Genomic DNA, 23,374 nt, shown 5'->3' with positions numbered 1-23,374 from the left:
GACATGCCGGGACGCCGACAGAAGGCTCGCCCATGTCCGAAGACAACGTACCGGCCCATTGCAGCACCACCGCCCCGCCAGGCGCGGCCACCCGCGCAGTGACGCTCCATGTCAACGGCAAGCCCTGCACGCTGCAGCTGGAACCGCGCTGCACGCTGCTCGACGCGCTGCGTGAAATCCTCCATCTGACCGGCGCCAAGAAGGGCTGCGACCGCGGCCAGTGCGGCGCCTGCACGGTGCTGGTCGAAGGCCGCCGCATCAACGCCTGCCTGACGCTTGCGGTGATGCAGGAAGGCCGCCACATCACCACCATCGAAGGCCTGGCCAGCGGCGATACGCTGCACCCGATGCAGCAGGCCTTCGTCACCCACGACGCGCTGCAGTGCGGCTTCTGCACCCCCGGCCAGATCTGCTCGGCGGTAGGCATGCTGGCCGAGGCGCAGGCCGGCCATGCCAGCGCGGTGCGGCCGCTGGGCGCGCCGCCGCTGCCGCTCGGCGACGACGAGATCCGCGAGCGCATGAGCGGCAACCTGTGCCGCTGCGGCGCTTACCCCAATATCGTCGCCGCGGTCCGCGCCGCCTGCGGCAAGGGCGGCAGCTAAGGCTGGGTATGAATCCTTTCGCTTATGAACGGCCGGGCTCGGTCGACGAGGCCATGCGCCTGGGGAGCCAGCCGGGCGCGCGCTATGTGGCCGGCGGCACCAACCTGCTGGACCTGGTCAAGGCCGGCGTGGAAGCGCCGCGGCTGCTGGTCGACGTCAGCCGGCTGCCGCTGGACCAGATCGCGGCGCTGCCCGATGGCGGCCTGCGCCTGGGCGCGATGGCCAGCAACACCGATGCGGCCAACCATGCGCTGGTGCGCGAACGCTATCCGCTGCTGGCGCAGGCGCTGCTGTCGGGCGCGTCCGGGCAGCTGCGCAATATGGCCACGGTGGGCGGCAACCTGCTGCAGCGTACCCGCTGCCATTACTTCTATGACCTGGGCTTCCCGTGCTGCAACAAGCGCAAGCCCGGCTCGGGCTGCGGCGCGCGCGACGGCATCAACCGCATCCATGCCATCCTCGGCGCCAGCGAGCATTGCATCGCCGTGCATCCGTCCGACATGTGCGTGGCGCTGGCCGCGCTCGAGGCCGTGATCGTGGTGCGCGCCACCACCGGCGAGCGCCGCATCCCGATCGGCGACTTCCACCGCCTGCCCGGCGATACCCCGCAGTGCGACACCATGCTGGCCCCCGGCGAGCTGATCGTCGCCATCGACCTGCCGCCCTCGCCCTACGCCGCCCATGCGCACTACCTGAAGGTGCGGGACCGCTCCAGCTTTGCCTTCGCCCTGGTCTCGGTGGCCGCGGCGCTCGAACTCGACGGCAAGCTGGTGCACAGCGCGCGGCTGGCGCTGGGCGGCGTGGCGCACAAGCCGTGGCGCGTGCCCGCGGCGGAGCGCGCGCTGGCAGGCCGGCCGCTGAGCGCGCACAGCGCGGCCGACGCGGCGCGGCTGCTGCTCGACGGCGCGCACCCGTATGCGCACAACGCGTTCAAGATCGGCCTGGCGCAGCGCGCCGTCGCCCTCGCGCTGAAGGTTGCCAGCGGCCCGTCAGGAGCTTCGGCATGAGCATAACCGGCACCCCGCTCGACCGCGTCGACGGCATCTCCAAGGTCACCGGCCGCGCCCGCTACACCGCCGACCACACGCTGCCGGGACTGGTCCATGCGGTGATGGTGACCAGCGCCATCGCCCGCGGCGAGATCGTCGCCATCGACACCGCCGCGTGCGAACGCATGCCGGGCGTGCGGCTGGTGCTGACGCCGTTCAACGCCCCGCACCTGCCCAGGGCCGGCAAGGCGGCCGCGGACATCCCCACCGCCGGCCACGTGATGAGCCTGCTGCAGGACACCACGGTCCACTACAACAACCAGCCCATCGCCGTGGTGGTGGCCGATACGCTCGAGCAGGCCCGCGACGCCGCGCGCTGCCTGCCGGTGCAATACCGGCAGGGCGATGCCGTACTGGACTTCGCGCAGGCGCGCGCGCGGGCCCGCAAGCCTGACGAGGACGAATCCGCCGACAGCCGCCGCGGCGATCCCGATGCGGGCCGGCGCGGCGCCGCCGCCGTGATCGACGCGGTCTACACCACGCCGATGGAAACCCACAACCCGATGGAGCCGCATGCCACCCTCGCGGCGTGGGATGGCGACCAGCTCACCCTGTACGACGCGACGCAATACGTCACCGGCGTGCGCAAGGCCGTCGCCGCCGCGTTCGGCATCGCTGCCGACAAGGTGCGCGTGATCTGCCCGTACGTGGGCGGCGGCTTTGGCTGCAAGGGCTCGGTGTGGTCGCACGTGGTCCTGGCCGCGATGGCGGCGCGGCAGGTCAGCCGTCCGGTCAGGCTGGTGGTGGAACGGACCCAGATGTTCGGCCCGTTGGGCGGGCGGCCTGTTACCGAGCAGCATGTGGTTGCCGCCGCGGCCGCCGACGGCGCACTGCAAGCCTTACGCCATGACGTGACCACATGCACTTCCATGATCGAGGAATGGGTTGAATCCGCCGCGTTGCTCACGCGCCGGCTCTACGCCTGCGCCAACGTGCAGACCAGCCACCGGCTGGTCGAGCTGGACATCGGCACGCCCACCTTCATGCGCGCGCCGGGTGAAGCGCCCGGCAGCTTTGCGCTGGAATGCGCGCTCGACGAACTGGCCGAGCGGCTGGGACTCGACCCGCTCGCACTGCGCCTGCGCAACCACGCCGACACCGTCCGGACAAGCAGCTGCCGTTCTCGAGCAAGTCGCTGCGCCAATGCTATCGCGACGCCGCCGAGCGCTTCGACTGGGCCCGCCGCGATCCCGCCCCGCGCTCGATGCAGGCCGACGGCAAGTTGGTCGGACTGGGCATGGCCACCGCCACCTACCCCACCTACCGCTCGCCGGCCAGCGCGATGGTACGCCTGCTGCCGGACGGTACGGCGCTGGTGCGTTCGGGCTCGCAGGACCTCGGCACCGGCACCTATACGGTGATGACGCAGGTCGCCGCCGATGCGCTGGGCCTGCCGCCGGAGCACGTACGCTTTGAACTGGGCGACACGGCCTTCCCGGAAGCCCCGGTGTCTGGCGGCTCGCAGTCCGTGGCCAGCGTCGCGCCCGCCGTGCAGCAGGCGGCCGAAGCGGCACGGCTGCGCCTGGTCCGCCAGGCTGTGGCCGATACCGCCTCGCCGTTGTCTGGCGCGCCGGTGGAGGATGTCGAAATCGTCGAAGGCTGGCTGCAACGCCGCTCGGATCCGGCACAGCGCGAACCGATGTCCGCGCCGATCCGGCGTGCGGGCGGGCGAGCAATCGAGGGCCGCGCCAGCACCAAACCCGGCAAGGAGCGCCAGGCGTATTCCATGCATGCTTTCGGCGCGGTCTTTGCCGAAGTCCGCGTCGATCCGGACCTGGGCGAGATCCGCGTTCACCGCGTCGTTGCCAGCTACGGCGCCGGCCGGCTGCTGAACCGCAAGACCGCGCACAGCCAGCTGATGGGCGGCATCGTCTGGGGCATCGGCATGGCGCTGCACGAGAAGACCGAGCTGGACCTGGCCACCGGGCGCGTCGCCAACGCCAACCTGGCCGAGTACCACGTGCCGGTCAATGCCGACATCGGCACCATCGAGATCACGGTGGTGGACGAGGACGATCCGCATATCAACGCGCTCGGCACCAAGGGCATCGGCGAGATCGGCATCGTGGGCGTGGCCGCGGCCATTGCCAATGCCGTATACCACGCCACCGGCCGGCGCGTGCGCGACTTGCCGATCACGCTGGACAAGCTGCTCGACTGAAACGCCTCTTCGTCACCAGGCAGGGATCTGCAGGCACCGCGCTGGCTGCGCCAGTGGTTGCGCCGGCCGCGATCCGGTGGAAAGATGTCGCCCACGGGCCCAGCGCCCGCAACCTGGCTGCCCGCCATGCGGGCACGGAGGCTGCCATGACCGAGCGAATTCCACCGCGTACTTCCTCGTGCATCGCCCTGCTGCTGGCCACCGGCGCGCTGCTGGCCGCCGGCCGGGCCGGCGCCCAGACGCCGGCACCGCTGGCCGAATGGCAGTTCTCCGCCGGCATTCCGCTGCAGAAGCTGTTCCAGGACGACATCCCCGACTGGCAGGTCCGGCTTGGCGCCGCGGCGATGCTGCGGCCGCGCTACGACGGTTCGTCCGAGTACATCGTGATCGGCGGCCCCAGCATCGACATCCGCTACCGCGACCTTGCCTTTGCGTCGATCGGCGAAGGGCTGGGCGTGAACCTGCTGCGCGGCAGGAACTGGCGCGCCGGCATCGCGCTCACCTACAACCTGGGCCGGCGCGGGCAGGAAGACTCGCCGCACCTGGACGGCATGGGCAATATCAACCCGGCGCCGGAAGGCAAGCTGTTCGCCGAATACGCGGTCTCGAAGGAATTTCCGCTGGTGCTGCGCATCGACGCGCGCCGCAGCCTGGGCGGCAGCGACGGCTGGGTCGGCGATATCGGCGCCTATATGCCGCTGCCCGGCAGCTCGGAGAAATTCTTCTGGTTCGCCGGCCCCACCGTCACGCTGGCCGACTCGCGCTACATGAACGCCTGGTACGGCGTCAGCGCCGCGCAGGCGCGCGCCGGCCGGCCGCAGTACCACGCGCGCGGCGGGATCAAGTCATACGGCTTCGGCGTGACCTCGGTGTGGTACTTCGCCAAACACTGGTTTGCCAGCTCTGACGTGGCGGTATCGCAGCTGGCTGGCGACGCGGCCGACAGCCCGATCACGCGCAAGCGGACCAATGCAGTGTTCGACGTGTCGGTCAACTACGAATTCTGACGATCGTCGCGGCCAGCCTGGTTCGACTATCGCACATTGGATGGCCCGCGCCCGTGTTCCGGCTGCCGTTGGCGCGGCACCGCGCAGACTGCGTCCCGCATAATTGGCCGGCCGGAGTCCCGGCCGCAGCCCCGCCAGGGGATTGCCAGGCATGCCAAAGAAGGAGACGTAGTTGAAGTCCAGCATCAAGCATCGCGCCGCGCGCCGCGCGCGTTCCATCGCCATCGCCGTTGCCGGCGTGGCCGCCCTCCACACCGCCCCCACCGCCCTCGCCGGCGACGCATGGCCGGCCAAGCCGATCAAGGTGATCGTGCCCTACACCCCGGGCGGCTCCACCGACACGGTCTCGCGAGTCGTGTTCGAGCAGGTCTCGCAACGGCTGGGCCAGCCCATCATCATCGAGAACAAGCCCGGTGCCAACAGCACCCTGGGCGTCGGCGTGGCCGCGCGCTCGGCCGCGGACGGCTACACCTTTGTCTCGGTGCTGGCGGCCTACAGCGCCAACATGTCGCTGTATTCCAAACTCAGCTACAAAGCCGCCGACCTGGTGCCGGTGGCGGAAATGGCCGAGCTGCCGCTGTTCCTGTTCGCCAGCAAGAAGCTGCCGGTCAAGACCGTGGCCGAGCTGGTCGACTACGGCAGGAAGCATCCCGACACGCTGACCTTCGGCTCCAGCGGCGTCGGCAGCTCCGCCCACCTGACCGGCGAGCGCCTGGCGATGGAATCGAAGCTCAAGCTCACCCACGTGCCCTACAACGGCAGCGCGCCGATCCTGCCGGCACTGGTGTCCGGCGAGGTCTCGGTGGCGTTCGACCCGCTGCTGGTGCCGATGCCGCACGTCAAGTCCGGCAAGATCAGCGTGCTGGCCGTCGCCTCGGCCAAACGCTGGCCGGGCGAGCCCAATATCCCGACCATGGAAGAAGCCGGCTTCCCCGGCTTCGTCATGAGTTCATGGACGGGCCTGCTGGCGCCGGCCGGCACGCCGCAGCCGATCGTCGCGCGCATGGCCCGGGAAATCGCCGCGGCCACGCGCAGCCCCGAAGTCACGAAGAAGCTGACCGACCTCGGCTTTGTGCCGGTGGGCGGTACGCCCGAGGAGTTCCGCAAGCTGATCGAGCGCGATACCAGGCGCTATGCGGAGATCGTCAAGGCGGGCAAGATCACGCTCGACTAAAGAGCGCGGGCTGGCGGCGGCAGGCGCCGCCAGCCCCGCCGCACCGCGCTTACCAGCGGTGCTGGTACATCGCCGTCAGCGTGATGCCCGCTGCCGGCAGCCGGCTGGTGTTGTTGCTGTTCCGCAGCAGCTGGCTGTACAGCGGGTAGTAGTTGCGGTTGAACAGGTTCTCGATGCCGACCGTGATCGTATCCTTGCGCGTCAGTTCATAGCGGCTGATCAGGTCGACGGTGGTATAGCTGCTGACCTCGCGCCGGCCAAAGCTGTTCTGGCCGTTGAGCCGGTAGTCGCGGCTGGCGTAGTAGCTCAGCTGCACGCGGTTGCTCCACTGGCTCACGGGACGGAACTGCAGGTACGCCGTGACCTTGAGCGGCGGAATGCGGTAACCGGTCATGTCCTGGAAGTCCGCGCTGCCTTGCGGCCGCTCGCGTCCGTTGATCCAGGTGATGGTGCCGCCCGCGCCCCAGCGCTCGTCGTCCGAGCGGTAGTCGGCGGCCGCTTCCACGCCCGCGATGCGCTCCTCGGTGCGGGTCAGGATCAGGCCGTTGTTGAAGCTCTGCACGTCGCCAAGCTTGGAGGTGGTGTAGAACAGCGCCACGCTCGCCAGCGTATTGCCCAGCGCGCCGCGCCAGCCCACTTCATAGTTGTTGGTCTTGACCGGGTCCAGGCTGGACGAATTGATATCGAAGCCGGCGCGCGCATTGCGGATCTGCAGGCCGATGTCCGGCAGCTGGAAGCCCTGGCTGAACGAGGCATAGAACTCCTGGCCCTTGACCGGCGCATAGGCCGCGCCCAGGTTGAACAGCCAGGCGCCATAGTTGACCGTGCCGCCCTTGACCGTGGCCGGGTTGCTCACGCGCGATTGCGACAGCGGCACGAAATCATCGAAGCTGGCGCTGGCGCGCTCATAGCGCAGGCCGCCCTCGGCCGACCACTGCTCGCTGAACTTGTGCTGCAGCTGGCCGAAGATGCCGCCACTGCGCGTGGTCAGCGGCGGCATATAGGTGGCCGTGCCGATGCGGTTGAAGACCAGCCCCCCGCTGCTGTCGTAGGCGCGCGGATCGAACAGGTCCAGCGGCATGTCGCTGCGCTCCTGGTTGTAGTCGGCGCCCCACAGCAGCTTGGTGGCCTTGGCCTGGCCCAGCGGCGTGCTGATGGTCAGGCGGCCGCCGAAGACATCGCTGTTCTGGCTGATCTGGTCGACATTGCCGCCGCGCGTGGCCACCGCGCGCGCGTCGAAGGGCGGGAAACGCGTGAAGTAGTCGCGGTAGTAGAACTGGCTCGATACCGTGCTGCCGAACAGGTCCTGGTGCTGGTAGTCCAGGTTGACCACGGTATTGCGCAGCTCGTTCTGGTTCTCCAGCTGCAGGCCGCGAATCGCGCGCGCGGCGGTGGAGCCGGCCGGCGCCCGGGCCACCGACGGATCGGACGCATAGTCGGTGTCCTGCTTGGCCTGGTACCGGCTGACGCTCAGCTGCAGGCGCTGCTGGCCATCGATGCGCCAGCCCAGCTTGCCGCTCAGGTTGTAGACGTTGGAATCGAACAGATCGCCCTGGCTGGGCTCCGGCGCAATGCGGTGGCCTTCGGCATCGTAGGGGCTGCCGATGCGCTGCGCGCCCAGGTGGAAGGCATAGTCGATCGGCCCCTGGCTGCCGGAAAAATGCTGCTGCACGTTGGCGCTCAGCCCTTCCCTGCTCAGCCGCGTCAGCGGCGTGCCCAGCGTCACCGTGGTATCCGCGCTCGGCGGCCCGCCGGCCTGGCGGGTGGTGATCGAGATGATGCCGCCGCTGGCGCCCGCCCCGTAGAGCGCGCTGCTGCCGCGCAGCACCTCGATGCGCTCGATATTGCTGGGATCGATGGTGGCCAGGTTGCGCGCCGAGTCGCGGTTGGTATTCAGCGGGATGCCGTCGACCAGCACCAGCGCGCTGCGCCCGCGCAGGGTCTGGCCGAAATCCGTCACCGTGCGGCTGGAATCGGCCATGCCCGGAATGACCTTGCTCAGCATGGTGGCAAGGTTGGTCGAACCCGTGCGCAGCTCGTCCAGCTCCTCGCGCTCGATCACCGTGACCTGCCGCATCGGGTTGACCAGGTCGCTCTTGATACGGTCGACCCGCACCTCCACGGCATTCAGGCTGCCCCCGTCCACCGAGGCCCCCGGGGCCTGCGCCTGGGCGACGGCAAGCATCGGCATCGTCCCCGCGATGGCACAAATCAGCACGGACAAAGGGCGGGGACGGAAAGCGGAACGGGCAGAGAAGGCCGGAAGGGGTTGCATGGTGGCAGCAGGCGCGCGCGCAGCGTCCTGATGATTTGTAACAAAACCGGGAATGATAATGATTCGCGATTGTGTTAGCAAGCATGTCTTCCACGCAAACGGCGCGGCGCTCGCAGCCTGTACCGCGAACGCGCCTGGCGCGGATTGCCGTGATAGAGTCCCTTTTCATCCGCTGTCGCCCCAGCCTGATGTCGCCACTCGTTGCACATGGACCAGACCATCCGGCCGGCCACCCACCACGCCTGGAAGGCACCGCCGCACGCACAGCATGACCGCCCAGATCCCGCCACTCGTTCCGTCGCAGACGGCTCTGGTCGTGATGCACTACCAGACCGACATCCTGGCCCTCTTCCCCGGCGTCGCCCCTACCCTGCTTGCCAATACGCGCAAGCTATGCGACGCCGCGCGGGCCGCGGGCGTCAGCGTCTATTTCGCCAGGATCCACTTCAGCCCGGGCTATCCGGAAGTCAGCCCGTTGAACCGGAATGGACAAGGCATCAAGCGGCTGGGCCTGTTCGTCGACGACCAGGTCTCGCCCGAGCTTGGCCGGCAGGACAGCGAGCCGCTGATCACCGCGCATCGCGCCAGCGTGTTCTTTGGCACCGACCTGCAGGTACGGCTGTCCGCGCAGGGGATCGATACCCTGATCATGGTGGGCATTGCGTCGACCGGCGTGGTGCTGTCATCGGTGGCGTATGCGAGTGACGCGGACTTCCGCCTGTTCACGGTCAAGGATTGCTGCTATGACCCTGACGAGGTCGTGCACGATCATCTTTTTGCCACGGCCTTCGATTCGCGCACGACCGTGCTGTCGCTGGCCGACGCCCTGGCCCTGCTTGCCTGAGCGTCACCCGATGCCAGGCGGCCCGGCGCGACGCGGCCTCACAAGCGACTGAGGAAACCCTATGTTCGACCACGTCAAATTCGGTGTCAGCGACTATGCCGCCAGCAAGGCGTTCTTCCTCGAGGCCCTGGCACCGCTCGGCGTAGCGGTCGCGTCCGAGGGGCCGCCGACGTATGGGGTCGAGCTCAGCGCCGGCGGCAAGGCTTCGCTGTGCCTGTTCCAGAGCGGGGAAAAGCCTGCGCCCCTGCACCTGGCGTTTACTGCCGCGACCCGGCAGCAGGTCGACGCCTTCTACCGCGCCGCGCTCTCCGCCGGCGCCAGGGACAACGGTGCGCCGGGTCTGCGACCGCACTACCACGCGGACTACTATGCGGCGTTCGTGATTGGTCCTGACGGGCACAATATCGAAGTGGTTTGCCACGCGCCTGGCGCGTAAGCCCCGTCACGACGCCCCCTTCCCCGATGGCAACGGGGCCGCCATCGCGCCGGATGGGTATGCCCGGCACCGGCACGAGGGGTAGCCGGCGTGCCGCATCGCATGCTCGCGCCGAGCCAATGTCGTGCTGTCAGCACCCCGCTCCCGGTTTACCTCAAAGAGGCGCCAGCCCTGCCGCTTCGAATTGACGCAGGTCAAACGCGTATCCACGCCGGCATCTACCCTGAATGCGACGCCTCGCAATGCGATCCCGCACATCGATTTCAGGAGACCCATCATGTACAAGCGCATCCTGCTCGCCGTCGACGGCAGCCGCTCCTCGGACCTGGCGCTAAGCCAGGCCATCATCATCGCCAAGGCGACCGGCGCCGAGGTCAAGGCCCTGTTCGTGGCGGACGACACCGATGTCTTCTTCGAGGCCAGCTATTTCAATCCGAAGGAGCTGGTCGACAGCATCATCGCGCATGGCCGCAAGGCGCTGGATGCGGCCTCGGTCCGGCTCAGCGAGGCAGGCGTGCCGAACCTGGTGCAACTGGATGAAAAGCCGGTGGCGCCGGGCAAGATCTCGTCGACCATTGTTGCCGACGCCGATGCGTGGAATGCCGACCTGATCGTGCTCGGCACGCATGGGCGCCGCGGCGTCAGGCGCCTGTTGATGGGCAGCGTGTCGGAAGGCGTGCTCGCCAAAACGAGCAAGCCCGTGCTGCTGGTCCGCAGCGAAATCGAAGGATAACCCTTGCGCCGCCCTGCCCCATGTCCAGCCAAAGCATGCGAGCGATGGTCTTCGAGGGCGCCGGCCTGCCGTTGCGCCTTCGTCAGTTGCCGGTGCCGGAACCCGGCCCCGGCCAGGTCCGCATCGCCGTGACCGCCTGCGGCGTGTGCCGGACCGACCTGCATATCGTCGATGGCGAACTGCGCCATCCCAAGCCGGCACTCGTCCCGGGGCATGAAATCGTCGGACGGGTGGATGCCTGCGGCGCCGGCGTCAGTGCCTTGAGCGCGGGTGAACGCGTCGGCGTGCCATGGCTGGGACATGCGTGCGGCGCGTGCCGCTATTGCCTGCGGCATCGCGAGAACCTGTGCAGCGCGCCGCTTTTCACCGGCTATACCCGCGATGGCGGCTATGCCGAGTATGCGGTGGCCGACAGCGACTTCTGCTTCCGCATCCCGCCCGCCTACGATGACGAGCACGCCGCGCCGCTGCTTTGCGCGGGCCTGATCGGCTATCGCACACTGCGCATGGCTGGCGCAGCCGGCCAGGCACGCCGCATCGGCATCTACGGCTTCGGCGCCGCGGCCCACCTGGTGACGCAGATCGCCGTGGCGCAAGGCCGCGAAGTCTACGCCTTCACCCGCGCGGGCGATACCGCCGCCCAGCAACTCGCCTTTCAGACGGGCGCATGCTGGGCCGGCTCGAGCGACCTGCAGGCGCCCGTGCCGCTGGACGCGGCGCTGATTTTCGCTCCGGTGGGCGCGCTGATTCCCAAGGCGCTGCGCGACGTGGACAAGGGTGGCGTCGTGGTCTGCGGCGGGATTCACATGAGCGATATCCCGAGCATGCCTTACGAATGGCTCTGGGAAGAAAGGCGCCTGTATTCCGTGGCCAACCTGACGCGCGCCGATGGCCACGCGCTAATGGACATTGCCGCCCGGACTCCGCTGCATACGCATACCACCGCCTATCCGCTCGAGCAAGCCAACCAGGCACTGGCCGCGCTGCGCGAGGGCCGCCTGGCCGGCGCCGCCGTGCTGAATATCCGTCAATAGATCGTCGCCAGAACCCACCGATGAGCCGATACCAGACTCGTTTTCTGACGCGCGCGCATGCCGGCGCGGAACTGGCCTCGGCGTTGCACGCCTATCGCGCAACCGGCGCGCTGGTGCTGGCGATTCCGCGTGGCGGCGTGCCGGTCGGACGGGTCGTGGCCGACGCCCTGGGCGCGGACTTCGACCTGGTGATGGCGCGCAGGATCGATGCAGGGGTGGCGCTGGACGACACCGGCAGGACCTGGCATACGAACGGCGCGCAGACGGGCAGTAGCGCCGGCAGCCTGCGCGACCCCCACTTCGACCAGCTGTGCCGGCAGCGCGCGGTGTATAGGCCGGTTCGCAAGCCGATGGACCCGGGCGGCCGCGTGGTGATCGTGGTGGACGATGGCCTGGTGAGCGGCGCGACCATGCACGCCGCGCTCGCCAGCCTGCGCAAGCGCCGCCCCGCCCGCCTGGTCTGCGCGCTGCCGATCGCCACCCGGGCCGGACTGGACCAAGTGCGTGCGCTGGCTGACGAGATCGTCTGCCTGGACACGCCGGACCGCATTGAAAACCTGGCGCACTTCTATCATGAGTTCCAGCTGGTCAGCGATGACCGGGTCCGGCAGTTGACAGGCATGGCGTCAGCGCCATCCCCGCTCCGCGCGGGACCGGGCGCCGTGGCAAGCGTGCCATCGCTGAGCAAGGCCATGCTGATTCCCTACGGCACGACGCGCCTGCGGGCCATGCTGGAATCCGCGCCCAACCCGATCGGCGTCGCGTTAATGGCGCATGCCGGGGGCGCGCAGCGCCGCGCCGCCCGCAGCCAATACCTGGCACGCAAGCTCCGGGCGCGAGGACTCGCGACCATGCTGGTAGACCTCAAGCCTGACAGCCAGGTCGACGACGCGGCCGCATCGGACGTCGATGAGCTGACCGCAAGACTGGTCCAGGCCCTGAAGTTCCTGCGGGCCGGCACGCCGTTCGCGGGCTTGCCCGTCGGCTTGCTCAGCGCCGGTACCGCCGCGGCGGCAGCGCTGCGCGCGGCCGTGGACAGCGCGTCACAAGCCGGCGCCATCGCCTGCATGGCCGGACGGCCCGACCTGGCCGGCGACGCGATCCTGCGACGGCTGGAGACACCTGCTTTGCTGATCTGTGCAAGCGGCAATGCGCAGAGCATCCGGATCCATCAACTTGCCTTCGAACAGATGCATGGTCCCCGGCAACTGAGGCTGGTGCCGGCCAGTAGCTGCGGCTTCGATGACCGCAAGGCCCTGGCAGAGGTTGCGACGCTCACGGCGGACTGGTTCGAGCGCCACCTTGCGCAGCCATCGCGTCCGTGCCTGGGCTACAGCGGATGACGATGACTCTCGGATTACGCCATGGCAATCGGGCACTCTAACGGACGCAGTGTCTTCGCCTGAGCCAGCGCTCGTAACGTTGGCCTGCAGGCACTAATATCCATCTCGCAGGCATGACCGTCGACGTGACCCAGCGCTGCTTCGCGTCGCCCTGAAGCCGGAGAAACAAGATGCCGTGCGTAGCGTCCGATGGTGTTTCGATCCATTACGAGGTCAAGGGCAAAGGATCGCCCGTGCTGCTGCTGGCCGGGCTGGCGGGGGTCGGTGCCTCCTGGGGTCCGCAGATCGATCTGTTCGCCGCGCATCACCAGGTGATCGTACCGGATCATCGCGGCACCGGAGCTTCCGAGCACACCGCCCACGGCATGACCATTGCGCAGCACGCGCTTGACATGGCGCGGGTCATCGAGGCGGTCGGTTGCGGGCCGGTTCATGCGATCGGCTCATCGACGGGAGGGGCCATCGTACAGTGGCTGGCGATCCATCACCGCGAACGCTTGCGTAGCGCGACAATCCTCTCTTCGATCGCACGCGCGGATGCGTTCTATCGTCGCCAGTTCGACATGCGGCGACGCATGCTAGCTGATTCCGGCCTGCGCGCGTCTACCGAGGCCAACGCGCTATTCCTCTTCGATCCGGAATTCCAGCGCGAACACCCGGAGCAGGTGCAGGCCTGGGTGAACACTGCATCGGCCTGTCCATTCGAACCGGAGATCGTCTTCGCCCGGATAGACATGATCGCCGGGCATGACGCCTTCGATGACCTGCCGTCGATCACCACGCCGACGCTGGTGCTGGTGGGCGAACGCGACTTCTGCGCGCCGCCATATTTCTCCGAGGAACTGGCAGGCCGGATTCCGGGGACGGAGTTTTCCATCCTGGACGGTGGTCACTTCATCTTCCTGGAGAAGCCGGTCATACTGCACGACGCCGTGGAAGCCTTCATCGTCAGGCACCAACACAGCTAACCTCCAGCAACGTATTGTCGCGCCTGACCCTGAGCGTCTCCGACCCTACGGCTGAATCGTGGTTGCCGACGGACCCTGCTGGCCTGCGCCAGCCACATAGCGCGCTACACAGCCCTACTTGCCAAACGCGGCAAATTTCTCCGCCAGGTACTCCACGAACAGCCGGATCCGCGACGACAGCTGATGCCGCTGTTGATACACGGCATAGATGTTGGCTTCCGGGGTCGCATACTGCGGCAATACCTGCACCAGCCTTCCGCTGCGCAGATAGCGGTCGACATCCCATTCGGCGCGCAGGACGATGCCGTGTCCCTCAAGCGCCCAGTTCACGGCGATCTCGCCATCGTTGGTGGTCAGGTTGCCGCGCACGTGGATAGCCTCGGTGCGCGCCCGGGTTCCCTTGACCGGCGTCAGTCGCCAGACGCCATAGGCATCGCTGCCCTGGCGGATGCCGATGCAGTTATGACGCGGCAGGTCTGCCGGCACCTGGGGCGTGCCGTGCTTGCGCAGGTAACCCGGCGACGCCACCAGCAAACGACGATTCGGCGCCAGTTTGCGCGCCACGATGCGGGCGTCCGGCGGCTCGCCGAAGCGCACGCAAACGTCGAACGCATCCTCCGACAGCGGTGGCGGGTCGGCTGACAGCTGCAGTTGCACGTCGACCTCGGGATACATGCGGCTGTAATCGGAGATGACCGGGGCCACGTGCATGCGCCCGAAACCGAGCGTGGCATTGACGCGCAGCAGCCCGCTGGGCCGGCCCTTGGCGCTGGTCAGCAATTGCTCCAGGTCGTCCAGCTCGCCCAGGATGCGGCGCGCATGCTCGAGCAGCACCTCGCCCTCCGGGGTCAGGCTCATGCGCCGCGTGGTGCGGATCACCAGCGGCATGCCGATGCGCGCCTCCATCTGGCCCAGCCGCTTGCTGACCGCCGCGGTGGTGATACCGAGGTCGCGTGCCGCCGCGCTCAGGCTGCCGGCCGTCGCCAGCACGGTGAAAAAGCCCAGCTCCGCGGGCTGGATCGCACTATTGGCCGCCATGCAACACCTTAAACTTTAGGTTAAGAATGGTTTAACTTTAGCCCCGATCAAAAACCTCGTCCATCCACCAGAATTCGTCCAACGCGCTTGGCAGCGGTGCGACGCGCCACAGCATTTCCAGACCAGACAGGAGACGAACGATGAAGACGTACAAGATTGCAACCATCCCCGGCGACGGTATCGGCAAGGAGGTCGTGCCCGCCGGCCGCGAGGTCATGGAAGCGCTGGCTGCCCATGGCGCCGGCTTTCGCTTCGAGTTCGAGAACTTCGACTGGGGCGGCGACTACTACCGCCAGCATGGCGTGATGATGCCGGCGGACGGTCTCGATGCGCTGCGTGACAAGGATGCGATCCTGTTCGGCTCCGCCGGCGACAACCAGATCCCCGACCACATCACGCTCTGGGGCCTGCGCCTGAAGATCTGCCAGGGCTTCGACCAGTACGCCAACGTGCGGCCGACCCGCATCCTGCCCGGCATCGACGGCCCGCTCAAGCGCTGCGCGCCGGAAGACCTGAACTGGGTGATCGTGCGCGAGAACTCGGAAGGCGAATACTCCGGCGTCGGCGGCCGCGTGCACCAGGGCCATCCGATCGAGGCCGCCACCGATGTGTCGATGATGACGCGGGTCGGGGTGGAGCGCATTCTGCGCTTCGCGTTCAGGCTGGCGCAGTCGCGGCCGCGCAAGCTGCTGACGGTGATCACCAAATCCAACGCCCAGCGTCATGCCATGGTGATGTGGGATGAAGTGGCGGTGCAGGTGGCGAAGGACTTTCCCGATGTCACCTGGGACAAGGAACTGGTCGATGCCGCCACCGCGCGCATGGTCAACCGTCCGGCAACGCTCGACACCATTGTCGCCACCAACCTGCACGCCGACATCCTGAGCGACCTGGCCGCCGCGCTGGCCGGCAGCCTGGGCATTGCGCCCACCGGCAACATCGATCCGGAGCGCCGCTATCCGTCGATGTTCGAGCCGATCCACGGCTCCGCCTTCGACATCATGGGCCAGGGCCTGGCCAATCCCGTGGGCACGTTCTGGTCGGTGGTGATGCTGCTCGAACACCTGGGCGAGCATGCCGCCGCGCAGCGCGTGATGGCGGCGATCGAAGCCGTCACCGCCAATCCGCTGCTGCATACCGGGGACCTGGGCGGCAAGGCGAAAACCATCGACGTGACCAGGGCCGTCTGCAAGTTCCTGGCGCAAAGCAGCCAGCCCAAGGCCGCCTGAGGTCCGCCACGCGGCTGCCTTGCAGCCCCCGCCTTCGTTGCAGCACCTTCGCGTCCCGGTTCCGACCGGGCCGCCGATGCGCACGCCGGACCGATGCACTGAGGTCGATGACGATGAAGATCCAGACAAACGAAGCGTCGGCACTGCTGCGCCGCATGTTCGACGCCGCCATTGCCGCGGCGCAGCCATCGCTGACCATCGCGCGCCACTTGCCCCTGCGTCCGCGGGGCCGCACCATCGTGATCGGTGCGGGCAAGGCATCGGCAGCCATGGCGCGGGCTTTCGAGTCCGCCTGGCCGTGGCCGCTGGAGGGTCTGGTCGTCACGCGCTACGGCCATGCGGTACCGTGCGAGCGCATCGAGGTCGTGGAAGCCGCGCATCCGGTGCCAGACGCCGCCGGGCATGACGCGGCGCGGCGCATGCTGGAACGGGTGTCCGGCCTGACCGGGGACGATCTGGTGGTCAGCCTTGTTTCCGGCGGCGGGTCTTCGCTGCTGCCGCTGCCGCTGGCCGGCATTGCGCTCGCGGACAAGCAGGCCATCAACCGCGCGCTGCTCAAGTCCGGCGCCACGATCGCAGAGACGAACTGCGTCCGGCGCCACCTCTCGGCGATCAAGGGCGGGCGCCTGGCAGCGGCCTGCCACCCCGCCCGGGTGTGCAACCTGCTGCTGTCCGACGTGCCGGGCGATGACCCCGTCGACATCGCATCGGGTCCGACCGTGCCGGACCCCACCACCCGCCAGGATGCGCTCGACATCGTGCGCCGCTACGGCCTGGCGGTACCTGCGCACGTCATGCGCGTGCTGGAGTCCGAAGCGGCGGAAACCATCAAGCCCGCCGATGCACGGCTGCCGCGCATCGACACCACCTTGATCGCCACGCCGCGCATGGCGTTGGAAGCGGCTGCCCGCGTCGCGCGTGAAGCAGGATTCCACGTGCACCTCCTCGGCGATGCCATCGAAGGCGAGGCGCGCGATGTCGGGCTGGTACTCGGCTCGCTTGCCCTCGAATCGGCCAGCCACCAGCTCTTCCCCACCCCATGCGTGCTGCTTTCCGGCGGCGAGACCACCGTCACGGTGCGGGGCCAGGGACGTGGCGGCCGCAATGTGGAATTCCTGCTCGCACTCGCGCTGGCACTGCGCGGCGATGCCCGCATCCATGCGCTGGCGGGCGACACCGATGGCGTCGACGGCCAGGAAGAGATTGCGGGCGCCATGGTCACGCCCGATACCTTGCAGCGCGCCTGGGCGCTGGGCCTGCGTCCGCAGGATGCCCTGGCGAACAACAACGGGCACGGCTTTTTCGAAGCGCTGGGCGATGCCGTCATCACCGGCCCCACCCTTACCAACGTCAACGATTTCCGCGCGATCCTGATCGCGCCCTGATGGAGCATCACCATGAGACGCCTTCGCAATGCGAAGATCGTGGCCACGCTGGGGCCCGCCAGCACCTCATCCGAGATCATCGAAGCCCTGTTCGACGCCGGTGCCGATGTGTTCCGCCTGAACTTCAGCCACGGCAGTCACGACGACCACCGGCAGCGACTTGACACGATCCGGTCCATCGAGCGGGAACGCGGCCGCCCGATCGGGGTGCTGCTCGACCTGCAAGGCCCCAAGCTGCGCATCGGCACCTTTGCCGGGGGGGCGGTCCAGCTTGCGGCGCAGGCATCATTCCGGCTGGACCTGGACCAGGAGGTTCCCGGTTCCGCGGCCCGCGTGAGCCTGCCCCACCCGGAGATCTTCGCGGCGCTGCGCGAAGGGTCCGAGCTGCTGCTGGACGACGGCAAGATACGCCTGCGCGTAAACCGATGCGCCGGCGACTTCGCCGACACCACGGTCGTCAATGGCGGCGCACTGTCCGACCGCAAGGGCGTCAACGTGCCTGGCGTGGTGCTGCCGCTCTCGGCCATGACCGACAAGGACCGCCGCGATCTCGAATTCGGCCTGGCGCTCGGCGTGGACTGGATTGCGTTGTCGTTCGTGCAGCGCCCCGAAGACATAGAAGAGATCAAGGCCATCGTGCAGGACCGCGCCGGCATCGTCGCCAAGCTGGAAAAGCCCGCCGCGATCCAGAGCCTGGATGCCATCGTTGCCGAAGCCGACGCGGTGATGGTGGCGCGTGGCGATCTCGGCGTGGAAATGCCCGCCGAGCAAGTGCCGTCGCTGCAGAAGCACATCGTGCGCGCCTGCCGCAAGGCGGGCAAGCCGGTGATCGTGGCCACCCAGATGCTGGAGTCGATGATCGCCGCGCCGGTGCCCACGCGCGCGGAAGCCTCCGACGTGGCCACCGCCGTCTACGACGGCGCCGATGCGGTGATGCTCTCCGCCGAGTCGGCCTCGGGCCGGTATCCCGTGGAGGCCGTGAAGATGATGAACGGCATCATCGCGCGCACCGAGTCCGATCCGCTCTATCACGAAGCGATCCAGGCTTCGCACACGCCGCCGCGCGCCGAGGCCGCCGACGCCATCGGCTACGCGGTGCGCCACGTGGCGGGACTGCTCAAGATGCCAGCCGCGGTGGCCTACACCAGCTCAGGTTATTCCGCGCTGCGCATGGCGCGCGAGCGCCCCGGGATGCCGATCCTGGGCATGACACCGCGCATGGCCACGGCACGCCGGCTTGCGCTTGCGTGGGGCGTTCACGCGGTGCTGTGCCATGAAGTCGTCGACGTGCTGGAAATGACCGAGCTGGCGAGCCGGACGGTGGTCAGGGAACGCTTTGGCGAGCGCGGCCAGTCGATCGTGATTTCCGCCGGCCTGCCGTTCACGGTGGCCGGCACCACCAACCTGCTGCGCATCGCGCAGGTTCAGTGAGGGACGGCTATCGACACAGTCACCCTCACGCATTGACGCCACCAAACACCAAGGAGACAACCATGCATCGATTCACCATGACTATCCGCCGCATCTGTGGCCTGTCGCTCTGCGCAATCGGACTTTGCGGCGCTACCGCGGGGATGGCACAGGACTGGCCGGCCAAACCCGTCAGCCTGGTGGTGCCATTCCCATCGGGGGGCACCACCGACGTGCTGGCGCGCGCTCTCGGAGACCAGTTGACGAAAACCCTGGGCCAGCCGGTCATCGTCGAGAACCGCCCCGGCGCAGGCGCCACCGTGGGCGCCGACTACGTCGCCAAGGCGAAACCCGACGGCTATACGCTGCTGATCGGCGCGGTGCACCATACCATCGCCACTTCCGTCTACAAGAAGCTGCCCTACAGCTTCCAGAAGGACCTGGCGCCGGTCTCCACGCTGGCGATGGTGCCCAATGTTCTGGTCATCAACAGCGCCAAGACGCCGGCGAAGAACGTAGCCGAGTTGATCGCGCTGGCAAGGAAGGCTTCGCCGGAACTGTCGTACGGTTCCAATGGCAACGGCACCGCCCAGCACCTGATCGGCACCCAGTTCCAGAGCACCACCGGTGTGAAGTTGCTGCATGTTCCCTACAAGGGAAGCGGCCCCCTGACCACCGACCTGCTTGGCGGCCAGGTATCCATGTCCTTCGACACCCTGACCACGGTGCTGCCACACATCAAGGGCGGCAAGCTCAAGGCGCTGGCGGTGACCACGGCAAAACGCTCCACCGCGTTGCCCGAGGTACCGACCATGGAGGAGGCCGGACTCAAGGGCTTCGATATCGGCACGTGGTTCGGCGTGCTTGCCCCTGCCGCCACACCCAAGCCTGTGCTCATGCGCCTGAATGCCGAGATCGTCAAGATTGTGAATTCGCCCGACTTCCGGCAACGCATGCTGGCCGCGGGCGCGGAGCCGATGTCGAGCACGCCCGAAGCGTTTGCCCGGCGCATCCACGACGAGACCGACAAGTTCGCCGTCCTGGTCAGGGATGGCAAAGTCACCATCGAATAAACCGATCGCGAGAGATGAAGTGCAATGCGAACCGAGGCCGGCGCACGGCCGGCGCCGCCCTTATTTGAGTTGCTGGATCCGGATCATGTTGCCGGCCGGATCGCGCACCGCGAAATCGCGCACGCCGTAAGGCTGGTCTGTCGGCTCCTGCACGATCTCGGCGTCGCGGTCCTGCAGGCGCTGGAAGACGGCGTCGAGGTCTCTCGCGCCAAGCAGCAGCATGGCGAACGTGCCCTTGGCCATCATCTCGGCGATGGTGCGCTTCTCCTCGTCGGTGACGCCTGGGGTAGCGTTTGGCGGGTACAGGACGATGGCAGTGTCGGGCTTGTCCTTCGGGCCGACGGTAATCCAGCGGTGGCCGCCAAAGGCGACATCCTTGCGGATCTCGAAATCCAGGGCGTCCCGGTAGAACGCCAGCGACACCGCCGGATCGGAATGCGGCAGAAAGGTCGAGTGAATGGTGAGGTCCATGATCAGTCTCCGTAAGGGGTGAGGGGTGAGAAAGCGGTGGCCGCGGCCGTCGCGGCGTTGGCCCGGAAGGCATGGAAGCCAGTCTAGTCGGACGACGGTTCCGGCGCTTCTCGATTCCTGATCGGTCGCGTCACCTGCCTGGCGATGCAGGACGGGATGCCCTCGGCCTGGCGCGCGCAGTCGCGCCGGTAAATGCTGGGCGAGACGCCGACCAGCTCGGTAAACCGTGAACTGAAGGACCCCAGGGACGAGCACCCCACCTCGAAGCATACCTCGGTGACACTCAGGTCGCCCCGTCGCAGCAGCGCCATCGCGCGCTCGATGCGCCGGGTCATCAGGTAGGCATAGACCGACTCACCATAGGCCAGCCGGAACTGCCGGCTGAGATGGCCCGCCGACATATGGACGTCGCGTGCGAGCGCCTCGACGTCCAGGGCTTGGGCATAGTCACGGTCAATGCGGTCACGGACCCGGCGCAGGCGGGCCAGGTCGCGCAGGACGGTATCGGGGGTCGCGGCAGGCATCGGCGTATCCTGCCATGCCCGTCGGGCAGGCTCAAGCCCGGCGCCGGCCACGCCGGGGTCAAGCCGGTCGCCACGATGCCTGAGGATGATCAAGTCATGAACAGCACAGTAGTCAGGACGGATGCCGCCAATCCATGCCTGGCGGAAGCCGTGCGTGCGCGGTGGCGCGTTATCGGCGCGTGATCGTGCCTGTCGCAAAAATCCAGTGCGTGCGTCAGCGTTTCAGCGCGTCTCGACACCGGTTTCCGTGGCTCGATGGCCGCGCGGCAAGCTCAAGTCGGCGCGCTAGGCAGCCGATATCCGCCTGGAGCCGGCAGCTTCCAAGCACGAATTGCCCATCGCCGGCGAACCAGGAGAAGTACCACCGTGACCATGATCGAACCGATTGCAGCCAAGGCAGCGGCTGCCGTGTCGATGGATACGCCTGCGGCACCACCCGCCGCCGCCAGCGAAAGCGCCAGCGACGCGCCGGGGATTCGTACCCGGCCGGCGGCCAGTGCCGAGATCCATATTTCGGCCCCTGGCCACGCGCTGGCCGGCGGCAACCAGGCCGCTTCAGTGCGCGACCACAGCGATGTCGACGACAGCGGCCTGCCCGATCAGGCCAGGGATGCGATCAAGCGCCTGCGCGAACTGCGCGCGCAACTGGCGCGCAAACTGCAGGAGCTGGAGGCGGCGAAGAACGCCACCACCGGCACGCCCGACCAGAAGCGCATCCGCATCGCGGTGCTGCAGCAGGAAATCGCCAGCCTGGGCGCCGCCATCACCACCACCACCGCAACGCTGAACCAGGCCATGCGCGAACTCCCCGCAGAGCAGCAAATGCTGGCCGGCAGCCTGGCGATGCGCTAGCACGCCAGGCGGCATCGCTCAGTCGCGATACGCCCACAGGTCCACCACGCGGCCGCCATCGTCCGCGATCAGGCGGAATGCGGCCGGCTGGTAGTCCGTATCGATGGCGAGCACACCGCTGGCACTGGCAGGCAGCGTGCCGCAGGCCGACGTCGACAGCTTCAGGCTCAGCGTATTCGGCATGGCCTGCGCAGCCAGTGTTCCCGACAGCTGGCATGCCGAAGCGCCGGGCGCGATCTTGCCTTCCGCGGTGACGGTGAAGATGGCGCTGGCGCCCGTAGGCAGCACCGTGGTGTAGGTGCCGGCCACGCTGGCGGGATCGACGCTCGCGGCGGGCACCGCGGCCTGGCTCAGCAGCTTGACGCTGGCGGACGCGTCCGCGCCAGGCGCTGCGACCCAGCTGCCGCCCTTGTCGCGGCGGTAGATGGCCGTGGCCTTGTCTTCGGCATCGGCCAGGGCCAGGTAGCGGCTGCCGTCCGTGCCGGCGTAGTACTTGCCGACGGTCGGGTTGTCGGCATCGCCCACGCTGACGACGTAGGCGCCGGGATCCAGGTCGGTGACGGACAAGGTCGCGGTCGCGGGCGGCGCGCCGTTGCCGGGCGCGTCGTTGCCGCCGCAGGCGGCCAGCCCCAGCACGACTGCCAGGGGAAACAGGGAAATGAGGCGTTTCATCGGGACCTGCCTCACTGGCCGAACAGTTCACCCAGGCGCAGGCGCAGCCATTGCTGGCCGGCGGGACGCTGGTCGAAGCCGATCTGCATGGCGGTAACGGCCGTTTTGGTCTTGTAGACCACCGACTCGTCCTCGGCCTGCGCGGCCGTCGGCGTGCCGCCGCCGGCGCCGATGCCGAGCCCGTACGGCGCCGTGCCGCTGAACTTCAGCGCATAGGCGTCGAAGGTGCCATGCCGCGAGAACGCAAACGGCGTGGCCGCCGTCGGCGCATTCGGGAAGTTGACGTTCAGCGCCAGCCCCGCCGGCAGCAGCGGGCCGCCGTTGGCCTTGGCCTGCAGCGTGCCGAGCAGCTTGATGGTCAGCTGCGCCACCACGCCGGACACCGGGCTCGCCAGGCCGGCATTGTCGACCGAGTCCGTGCCCGCGCTCAACGCGATGGACGGAATGCCGCGCGCTGCGCCGAACTGCGCATTGCTGACCGTGCCCGAGCTGTTGACGATGCGGCCAACGTTCTGGCCTTCGTTGGGACCGGACAGCACCAGGTCCGGGGCCTTGCCCCAGCGCGCCGGCGCCAGCACGTCCAGGCCGTACATGGTCGCCATCACCGGCGTGCCGTGGGCGTAGTGGTAGTCGCCATTGGTGTAGCCCGCCTTGGTGAAGGGGCCGACCGCCGGCTCGCCGGTCTTGGCCGCGCCGTTGTGGCAGCCGCCTTCGGCCTCGACCTGGGTCTTGTCGTTGTCCGGCACGATGACCGTGGTGCTGTACATCACGATGCCGGCGCCGCGGCCGCTCTGGCCGGTGCAGGGTACGCTGACGATGACGTTGTGGCCAGCGCCCTTGAGCGCGTCGTACAGCGCCTTCAGGTTGCTGGTCAGGCCGTCGTCGTTGGTCAGCAGGATGTTCAGGGCGAAGGCAGGACTCGCCGTGGCGGCCAGCAAGGCCGCGGCGATCAGGCGGGATTTCATGTCGGTGGCAGGTCTGAGTGGGTCAGGAATGCGGGCGAAGCGTGCCCGCGCGGCAGGCAAGTTACTGCGGGCAGCCCGGTGAGGCTGGCGGCGCGCATGCGCCGGCAGCGCCGATGTAGGTGGCGCGGG

General features: G+C 68.1%; 21 protein-coding genes and 1 pseudogene. 16 read left to right on the top strand and 6 right to left on the bottom strand.

Translation table 11 applies throughout. From position 1 onward, the window contains the following. Positions 1–32: 32 nt before the first annotated feature. The 5 genes and pseudogenes from AC3FMM_RS11505 to AC3FMM_RS11485 all read left to right on the top strand — a co-directional run bounded on the left by AC3FMM_RS11505 (position 33) and on the right by AC3FMM_RS11485 (position 5,993). Positions 33–602 carry a 2Fe-2S iron-sulfur cluster-binding protein gene (locus AC3FMM_RS11505; protein WP_116314272.1) on the top strand — a complete coding sequence of 190 codons (570 nt, stop codon included), beginning with the start codon at positions 33–35 and terminating at the stop codon, positions 600–602. Between the two features lie 8 nt (positions 603–610). Next, positions 611–1,609 (top strand): FAD binding domain-containing protein, encoded by a 999-nt coding sequence (locus tag AC3FMM_RS11500; RefSeq protein WP_488686623.1) that lies wholly within the window; start codon positions 611–613, stop codon positions 1,607–1,609. After that, positions 1,606–3,812: pseudogene (locus AC3FMM_RS11495) on the top strand (xanthine dehydrogenase family protein molybdopterin-binding subunit). Before AC3FMM_RS11500 ends, AC3FMM_RS11495 begins: the two are co-directional and overlap by 4 nt. Positions 3,813–3,958: 146 nt before the next feature. Further along, complete coding sequence (locus AC3FMM_RS11490; RefSeq protein WP_373429566.1) at positions 3,959–4,819, top strand: MipA/OmpV family protein; 861 nt, start codon at positions 3,959–3,961, stop codon at positions 4,817–4,819. A gap of 172 nt (positions 4,820–4,991) precedes the next feature. Further along, positions 4,992–5,993: a Bug family tripartite tricarboxylate transporter substrate binding protein gene (locus AC3FMM_RS11485; RefSeq protein ID WP_488686622.1), complete on the top strand. Its 1,002-nt coding sequence runs from the start codon at positions 4,992–4,994 to the stop codon at positions 5,991–5,993. Between the two features lie 49 nt (positions 5,994–6,042). On the opposite strand, the gene AC3FMM_RS11480 is transcribed toward AC3FMM_RS11485, so the two are convergent. Continuing rightward, a complete protein-coding gene (locus AC3FMM_RS11480; protein WP_488686621.1) occupies positions 6,043–8,268 on the bottom strand; it encodes a TonB-dependent receptor in 2,226 nt (741 codons plus the stop codon). Between the two features lie 268 nt (positions 8,269–8,536). On the opposite strand from AC3FMM_RS11480, the gene AC3FMM_RS11475 reads away from it, so the two are divergent. The 6 genes from AC3FMM_RS11475 (at position 8,537) to AC3FMM_RS11450 (ending at position 13,626) form a co-directional block, all read left to right on the top strand. Continuing rightward, a complete protein-coding gene (locus AC3FMM_RS11475; RefSeq protein WP_116314267.1) occupies positions 8,537–9,112 on the top strand; it encodes a cysteine hydrolase family protein in 576 nt (191 codons plus the stop codon). Positions 9,113–9,173: 61 nt separating this feature from the next. Continuing rightward, entirely contained in the window at positions 9,174–9,548 is a 375-nt protein-coding gene (locus AC3FMM_RS11470) for a VOC family protein (RefSeq protein ID WP_116314266.1), read from the top strand. A gap of 277 nt (positions 9,549–9,825) precedes the next feature. Then, positions 9,826–10,281 (top strand): universal stress protein, encoded by a 456-nt coding sequence (locus AC3FMM_RS11465; protein ID WP_115713473.1) that lies wholly within the window; start codon positions 9,826–9,828, stop codon positions 10,279–10,281. A 20-nt stretch (positions 10,282–10,301) separates the two neighbouring features. After that, positions 10,302–11,315, top strand: a complete 1,014-nt coding sequence (locus AC3FMM_RS11460; protein ID WP_115713474.1) for a zinc-dependent alcohol dehydrogenase family protein — start codon at positions 10,302–10,304, stop codon at positions 11,313–11,315. 20 nt (positions 11,316–11,335) lie between these two features. Continuing rightward, entirely contained in the window at positions 11,336–12,658 is a 1,323-nt protein-coding gene (locus tag AC3FMM_RS11455; RefSeq protein WP_115713475.1) for a phosphoribosyltransferase, read from the top strand. A 233-nt stretch (positions 12,659–12,891) separates the two neighbouring features. Then, positions 12,892–13,626, top strand: coding sequence for an alpha/beta fold hydrolase (locus AC3FMM_RS11450; RefSeq protein ID WP_240991348.1), 735 nt, complete (start codon positions 12,892–12,894; stop codon positions 13,624–13,626). A gap of 114 nt (positions 13,627–13,740) precedes the next feature. Here AC3FMM_RS11450 and AC3FMM_RS11445 read toward each other — a convergent pair whose 3' ends face one another. After that, positions 13,741–14,664 carry a LysR family transcriptional regulator gene (locus AC3FMM_RS11445; RefSeq protein WP_488686620.1) on the bottom strand — a complete coding sequence of 308 codons (924 nt, stop codon included), beginning with the start codon at positions 14,662–14,664 and terminating at the stop codon, positions 13,741–13,743. Positions 14,665–14,804: 140 nt separating this feature from the next. Here AC3FMM_RS11445 and AC3FMM_RS11440 point away from each other — a divergent pair, with 140 nt between their 5' ends. The 4 genes from AC3FMM_RS11440 (at position 14,805) to AC3FMM_RS11425 (ending at position 19,761) form a co-directional block, all read left to right on the top strand. Then, positions 14,805–15,893 (top strand): tartrate dehydrogenase, encoded by a 1,089-nt coding sequence (locus AC3FMM_RS11440; protein ID WP_115700184.1) that lies wholly within the window; start codon positions 14,805–14,807, stop codon positions 15,891–15,893. 113 nt (positions 15,894–16,006) lie between these two features. Further along, positions 16,007–17,278, top strand: a complete 1,272-nt coding sequence (locus AC3FMM_RS11435; protein WP_240987806.1) for a glycerate kinase type-2 family protein — start codon at positions 16,007–16,009, stop codon at positions 17,276–17,278. 12 nt (positions 17,279–17,290) lie between these two features. Further along, positions 17,291–18,709 (top strand): pyruvate kinase, encoded by a 1,419-nt coding sequence (gene pyk / locus AC3FMM_RS11430; RefSeq protein ID WP_488686619.1) that lies wholly within the window; start codon positions 17,291–17,293, stop codon positions 18,707–18,709. A 62-nt stretch (positions 18,710–18,771) separates the two neighbouring features. After that, complete coding sequence (locus AC3FMM_RS11425) at positions 18,772–19,761, top strand: tripartite tricarboxylate transporter substrate binding protein (RefSeq protein WP_115713480.1); 990 nt, start codon at positions 18,772–18,774, stop codon at positions 19,759–19,761. Positions 19,762–19,821: 60 nt separating this feature from the next. Here the strand turns inward: AC3FMM_RS11425 and AC3FMM_RS11420 are convergent, their stop codons facing one another. Together AC3FMM_RS11420 and AC3FMM_RS11415 are read right to left on the bottom strand one after the other, a co-directional pair. Further along, a complete protein-coding gene (locus AC3FMM_RS11420) occupies positions 19,822–20,232 on the bottom strand; it encodes a VOC family protein (RefSeq protein WP_488686618.1) in 411 nt (136 codons plus the stop codon). A gap of 83 nt (positions 20,233–20,315) precedes the next feature. Beyond that, positions 20,316–20,756: a helix-turn-helix transcriptional regulator gene (locus tag AC3FMM_RS11415; RefSeq protein WP_115713482.1), complete on the bottom strand. Its 441-nt coding sequence runs from the start codon at positions 20,754–20,756 to the stop codon at positions 20,316–20,318. A 372-nt stretch (positions 20,757–21,128) separates the two neighbouring features. Between AC3FMM_RS11415 and AC3FMM_RS11410 the strand changes: the two genes are divergently transcribed. After that, entirely contained in the window at positions 21,129–21,608 is a 480-nt protein-coding gene (locus tag AC3FMM_RS11410; protein ID WP_115713483.1) for a hypothetical protein, read from the top strand. Between the two features lie 18 nt (positions 21,609–21,626). On the opposite strand, the gene AC3FMM_RS11405 is transcribed toward AC3FMM_RS11410, so the two are convergent. Beyond that, positions 21,627–22,280: a YajG family lipoprotein gene (locus AC3FMM_RS11405; protein WP_115713484.1), complete on the bottom strand. Its 654-nt coding sequence runs from the start codon at positions 22,278–22,280 to the stop codon at positions 21,627–21,629. Positions 22,281–22,291: 11 nt separating this feature from the next. Next, complete coding sequence (locus AC3FMM_RS11400) at positions 22,292–23,245, bottom strand: 5'/3'-nucleotidase SurE (protein WP_012355714.1); 954 nt, start codon at positions 23,243–23,245, stop codon at positions 22,292–22,294. Positions 23,246–23,374: the final 129 nt, after the last annotated feature.

This window comes from Cupriavidus sp. 207A1, assembly GCF_057798955.1.
The sequence above is the reverse complement of the archived record's forward strand: the minus strand, read 5'-3'. Positions and strand labels throughout refer to the sequence as shown.

Coding starts and splice junctions, on each gene's coding strand:
- AC3FMM_RS11460 (WP_115713474.1), top strand. CDS start 10,302: ATGTCCAGCCAAAGCATGCGAGCGATGGTCTTCGAGGGCGCCGGCCTG.
- AC3FMM_RS11410 (WP_115713483.1), top strand. CDS start 21,129: ATGATCGAACCGATTGCAGCCAAGGCAGCGGCTGCCGTGTCGATGGAT.
- AC3FMM_RS11490 (WP_373429566.1), top strand. CDS start 3,959: ATGACCGAGCGAATTCCACCGCGTACTTCCTCGTGCATCGCCCTGCTG.
- AC3FMM_RS11400 (WP_012355714.1), bottom strand. CDS start 23,245: ATGAAATCCCGCCTGATCGCCGCGGCCTTGCTGGCCGCCACGGCGAGT.
- AC3FMM_RS11480 (WP_488686621.1), bottom strand. CDS start 8,268: ATGCAACCCCTTCCGGCCTTCTCTGCCCGTTCCGCTTTCCGTCCCCGC.
- AC3FMM_RS11500 (WP_488686623.1), top strand. CDS start 611: ATGAATCCTTTCGCTTATGAACGGCCGGGCTCGGTCGACGAGGCCATG.
- AC3FMM_RS11475 (WP_116314267.1), top strand. CDS start 8,537: ATGACCGCCCAGATCCCGCCACTCGTTCCGTCGCAGACGGCTCTGGTC.
- AC3FMM_RS11440 (WP_115700184.1), top strand. CDS start 14,805: ATGAAGACGTACAAGATTGCAACCATCCCCGGCGACGGTATCGGCAAG.
- pyk (WP_488686619.1), top strand. CDS start 17,291: ATGAGACGCCTTCGCAATGCGAAGATCGTGGCCACGCTGGGGCCCGCC.
- AC3FMM_RS11420 (WP_488686618.1), bottom strand. CDS start 20,232: ATGGACCTCACCATTCACTCGACCTTTCTGCCGCATTCCGATCCGGCG.
- AC3FMM_RS11470 (WP_116314266.1), top strand. CDS start 9,174: ATGTTCGACCACGTCAAATTCGGTGTCAGCGACTATGCCGCCAGCAAG.
- AC3FMM_RS11435 (WP_240987806.1), top strand. CDS start 16,007: ATGAAGATCCAGACAAACGAAGCGTCGGCACTGCTGCGCCGCATGTTC.
- AC3FMM_RS11425 (WP_115713480.1), top strand. CDS start 18,772: ATGCATCGATTCACCATGACTATCCGCCGCATCTGTGGCCTGTCGCTC.
- AC3FMM_RS11465 (WP_115713473.1), top strand. CDS start 9,826: ATGTACAAGCGCATCCTGCTCGCCGTCGACGGCAGCCGCTCCTCGGAC.
- AC3FMM_RS11405 (WP_115713484.1), bottom strand. CDS start 22,280: ATGAAACGCCTCATTTCCCTGTTTCCCCTGGCAGTCGTGCTGGGGCTG.
- AC3FMM_RS11455 (WP_115713475.1), top strand. CDS start 11,336: ATGAGCCGATACCAGACTCGTTTTCTGACGCGCGCGCATGCCGGCGCG.
- AC3FMM_RS11445 (WP_488686620.1), bottom strand. CDS start 14,664: ATGGCGGCCAATAGTGCGATCCAGCCCGCGGAGCTGGGCTTTTTCACC.
- AC3FMM_RS11505 (WP_116314272.1), top strand. CDS start 33: ATGTCCGAAGACAACGTACCGGCCCATTGCAGCACCACCGCCCCGCCA.
- AC3FMM_RS11415 (WP_115713482.1), bottom strand. CDS start 20,756: ATGCCTGCCGCGACCCCCGATACCGTCCTGCGCGACCTGGCCCGCCTG.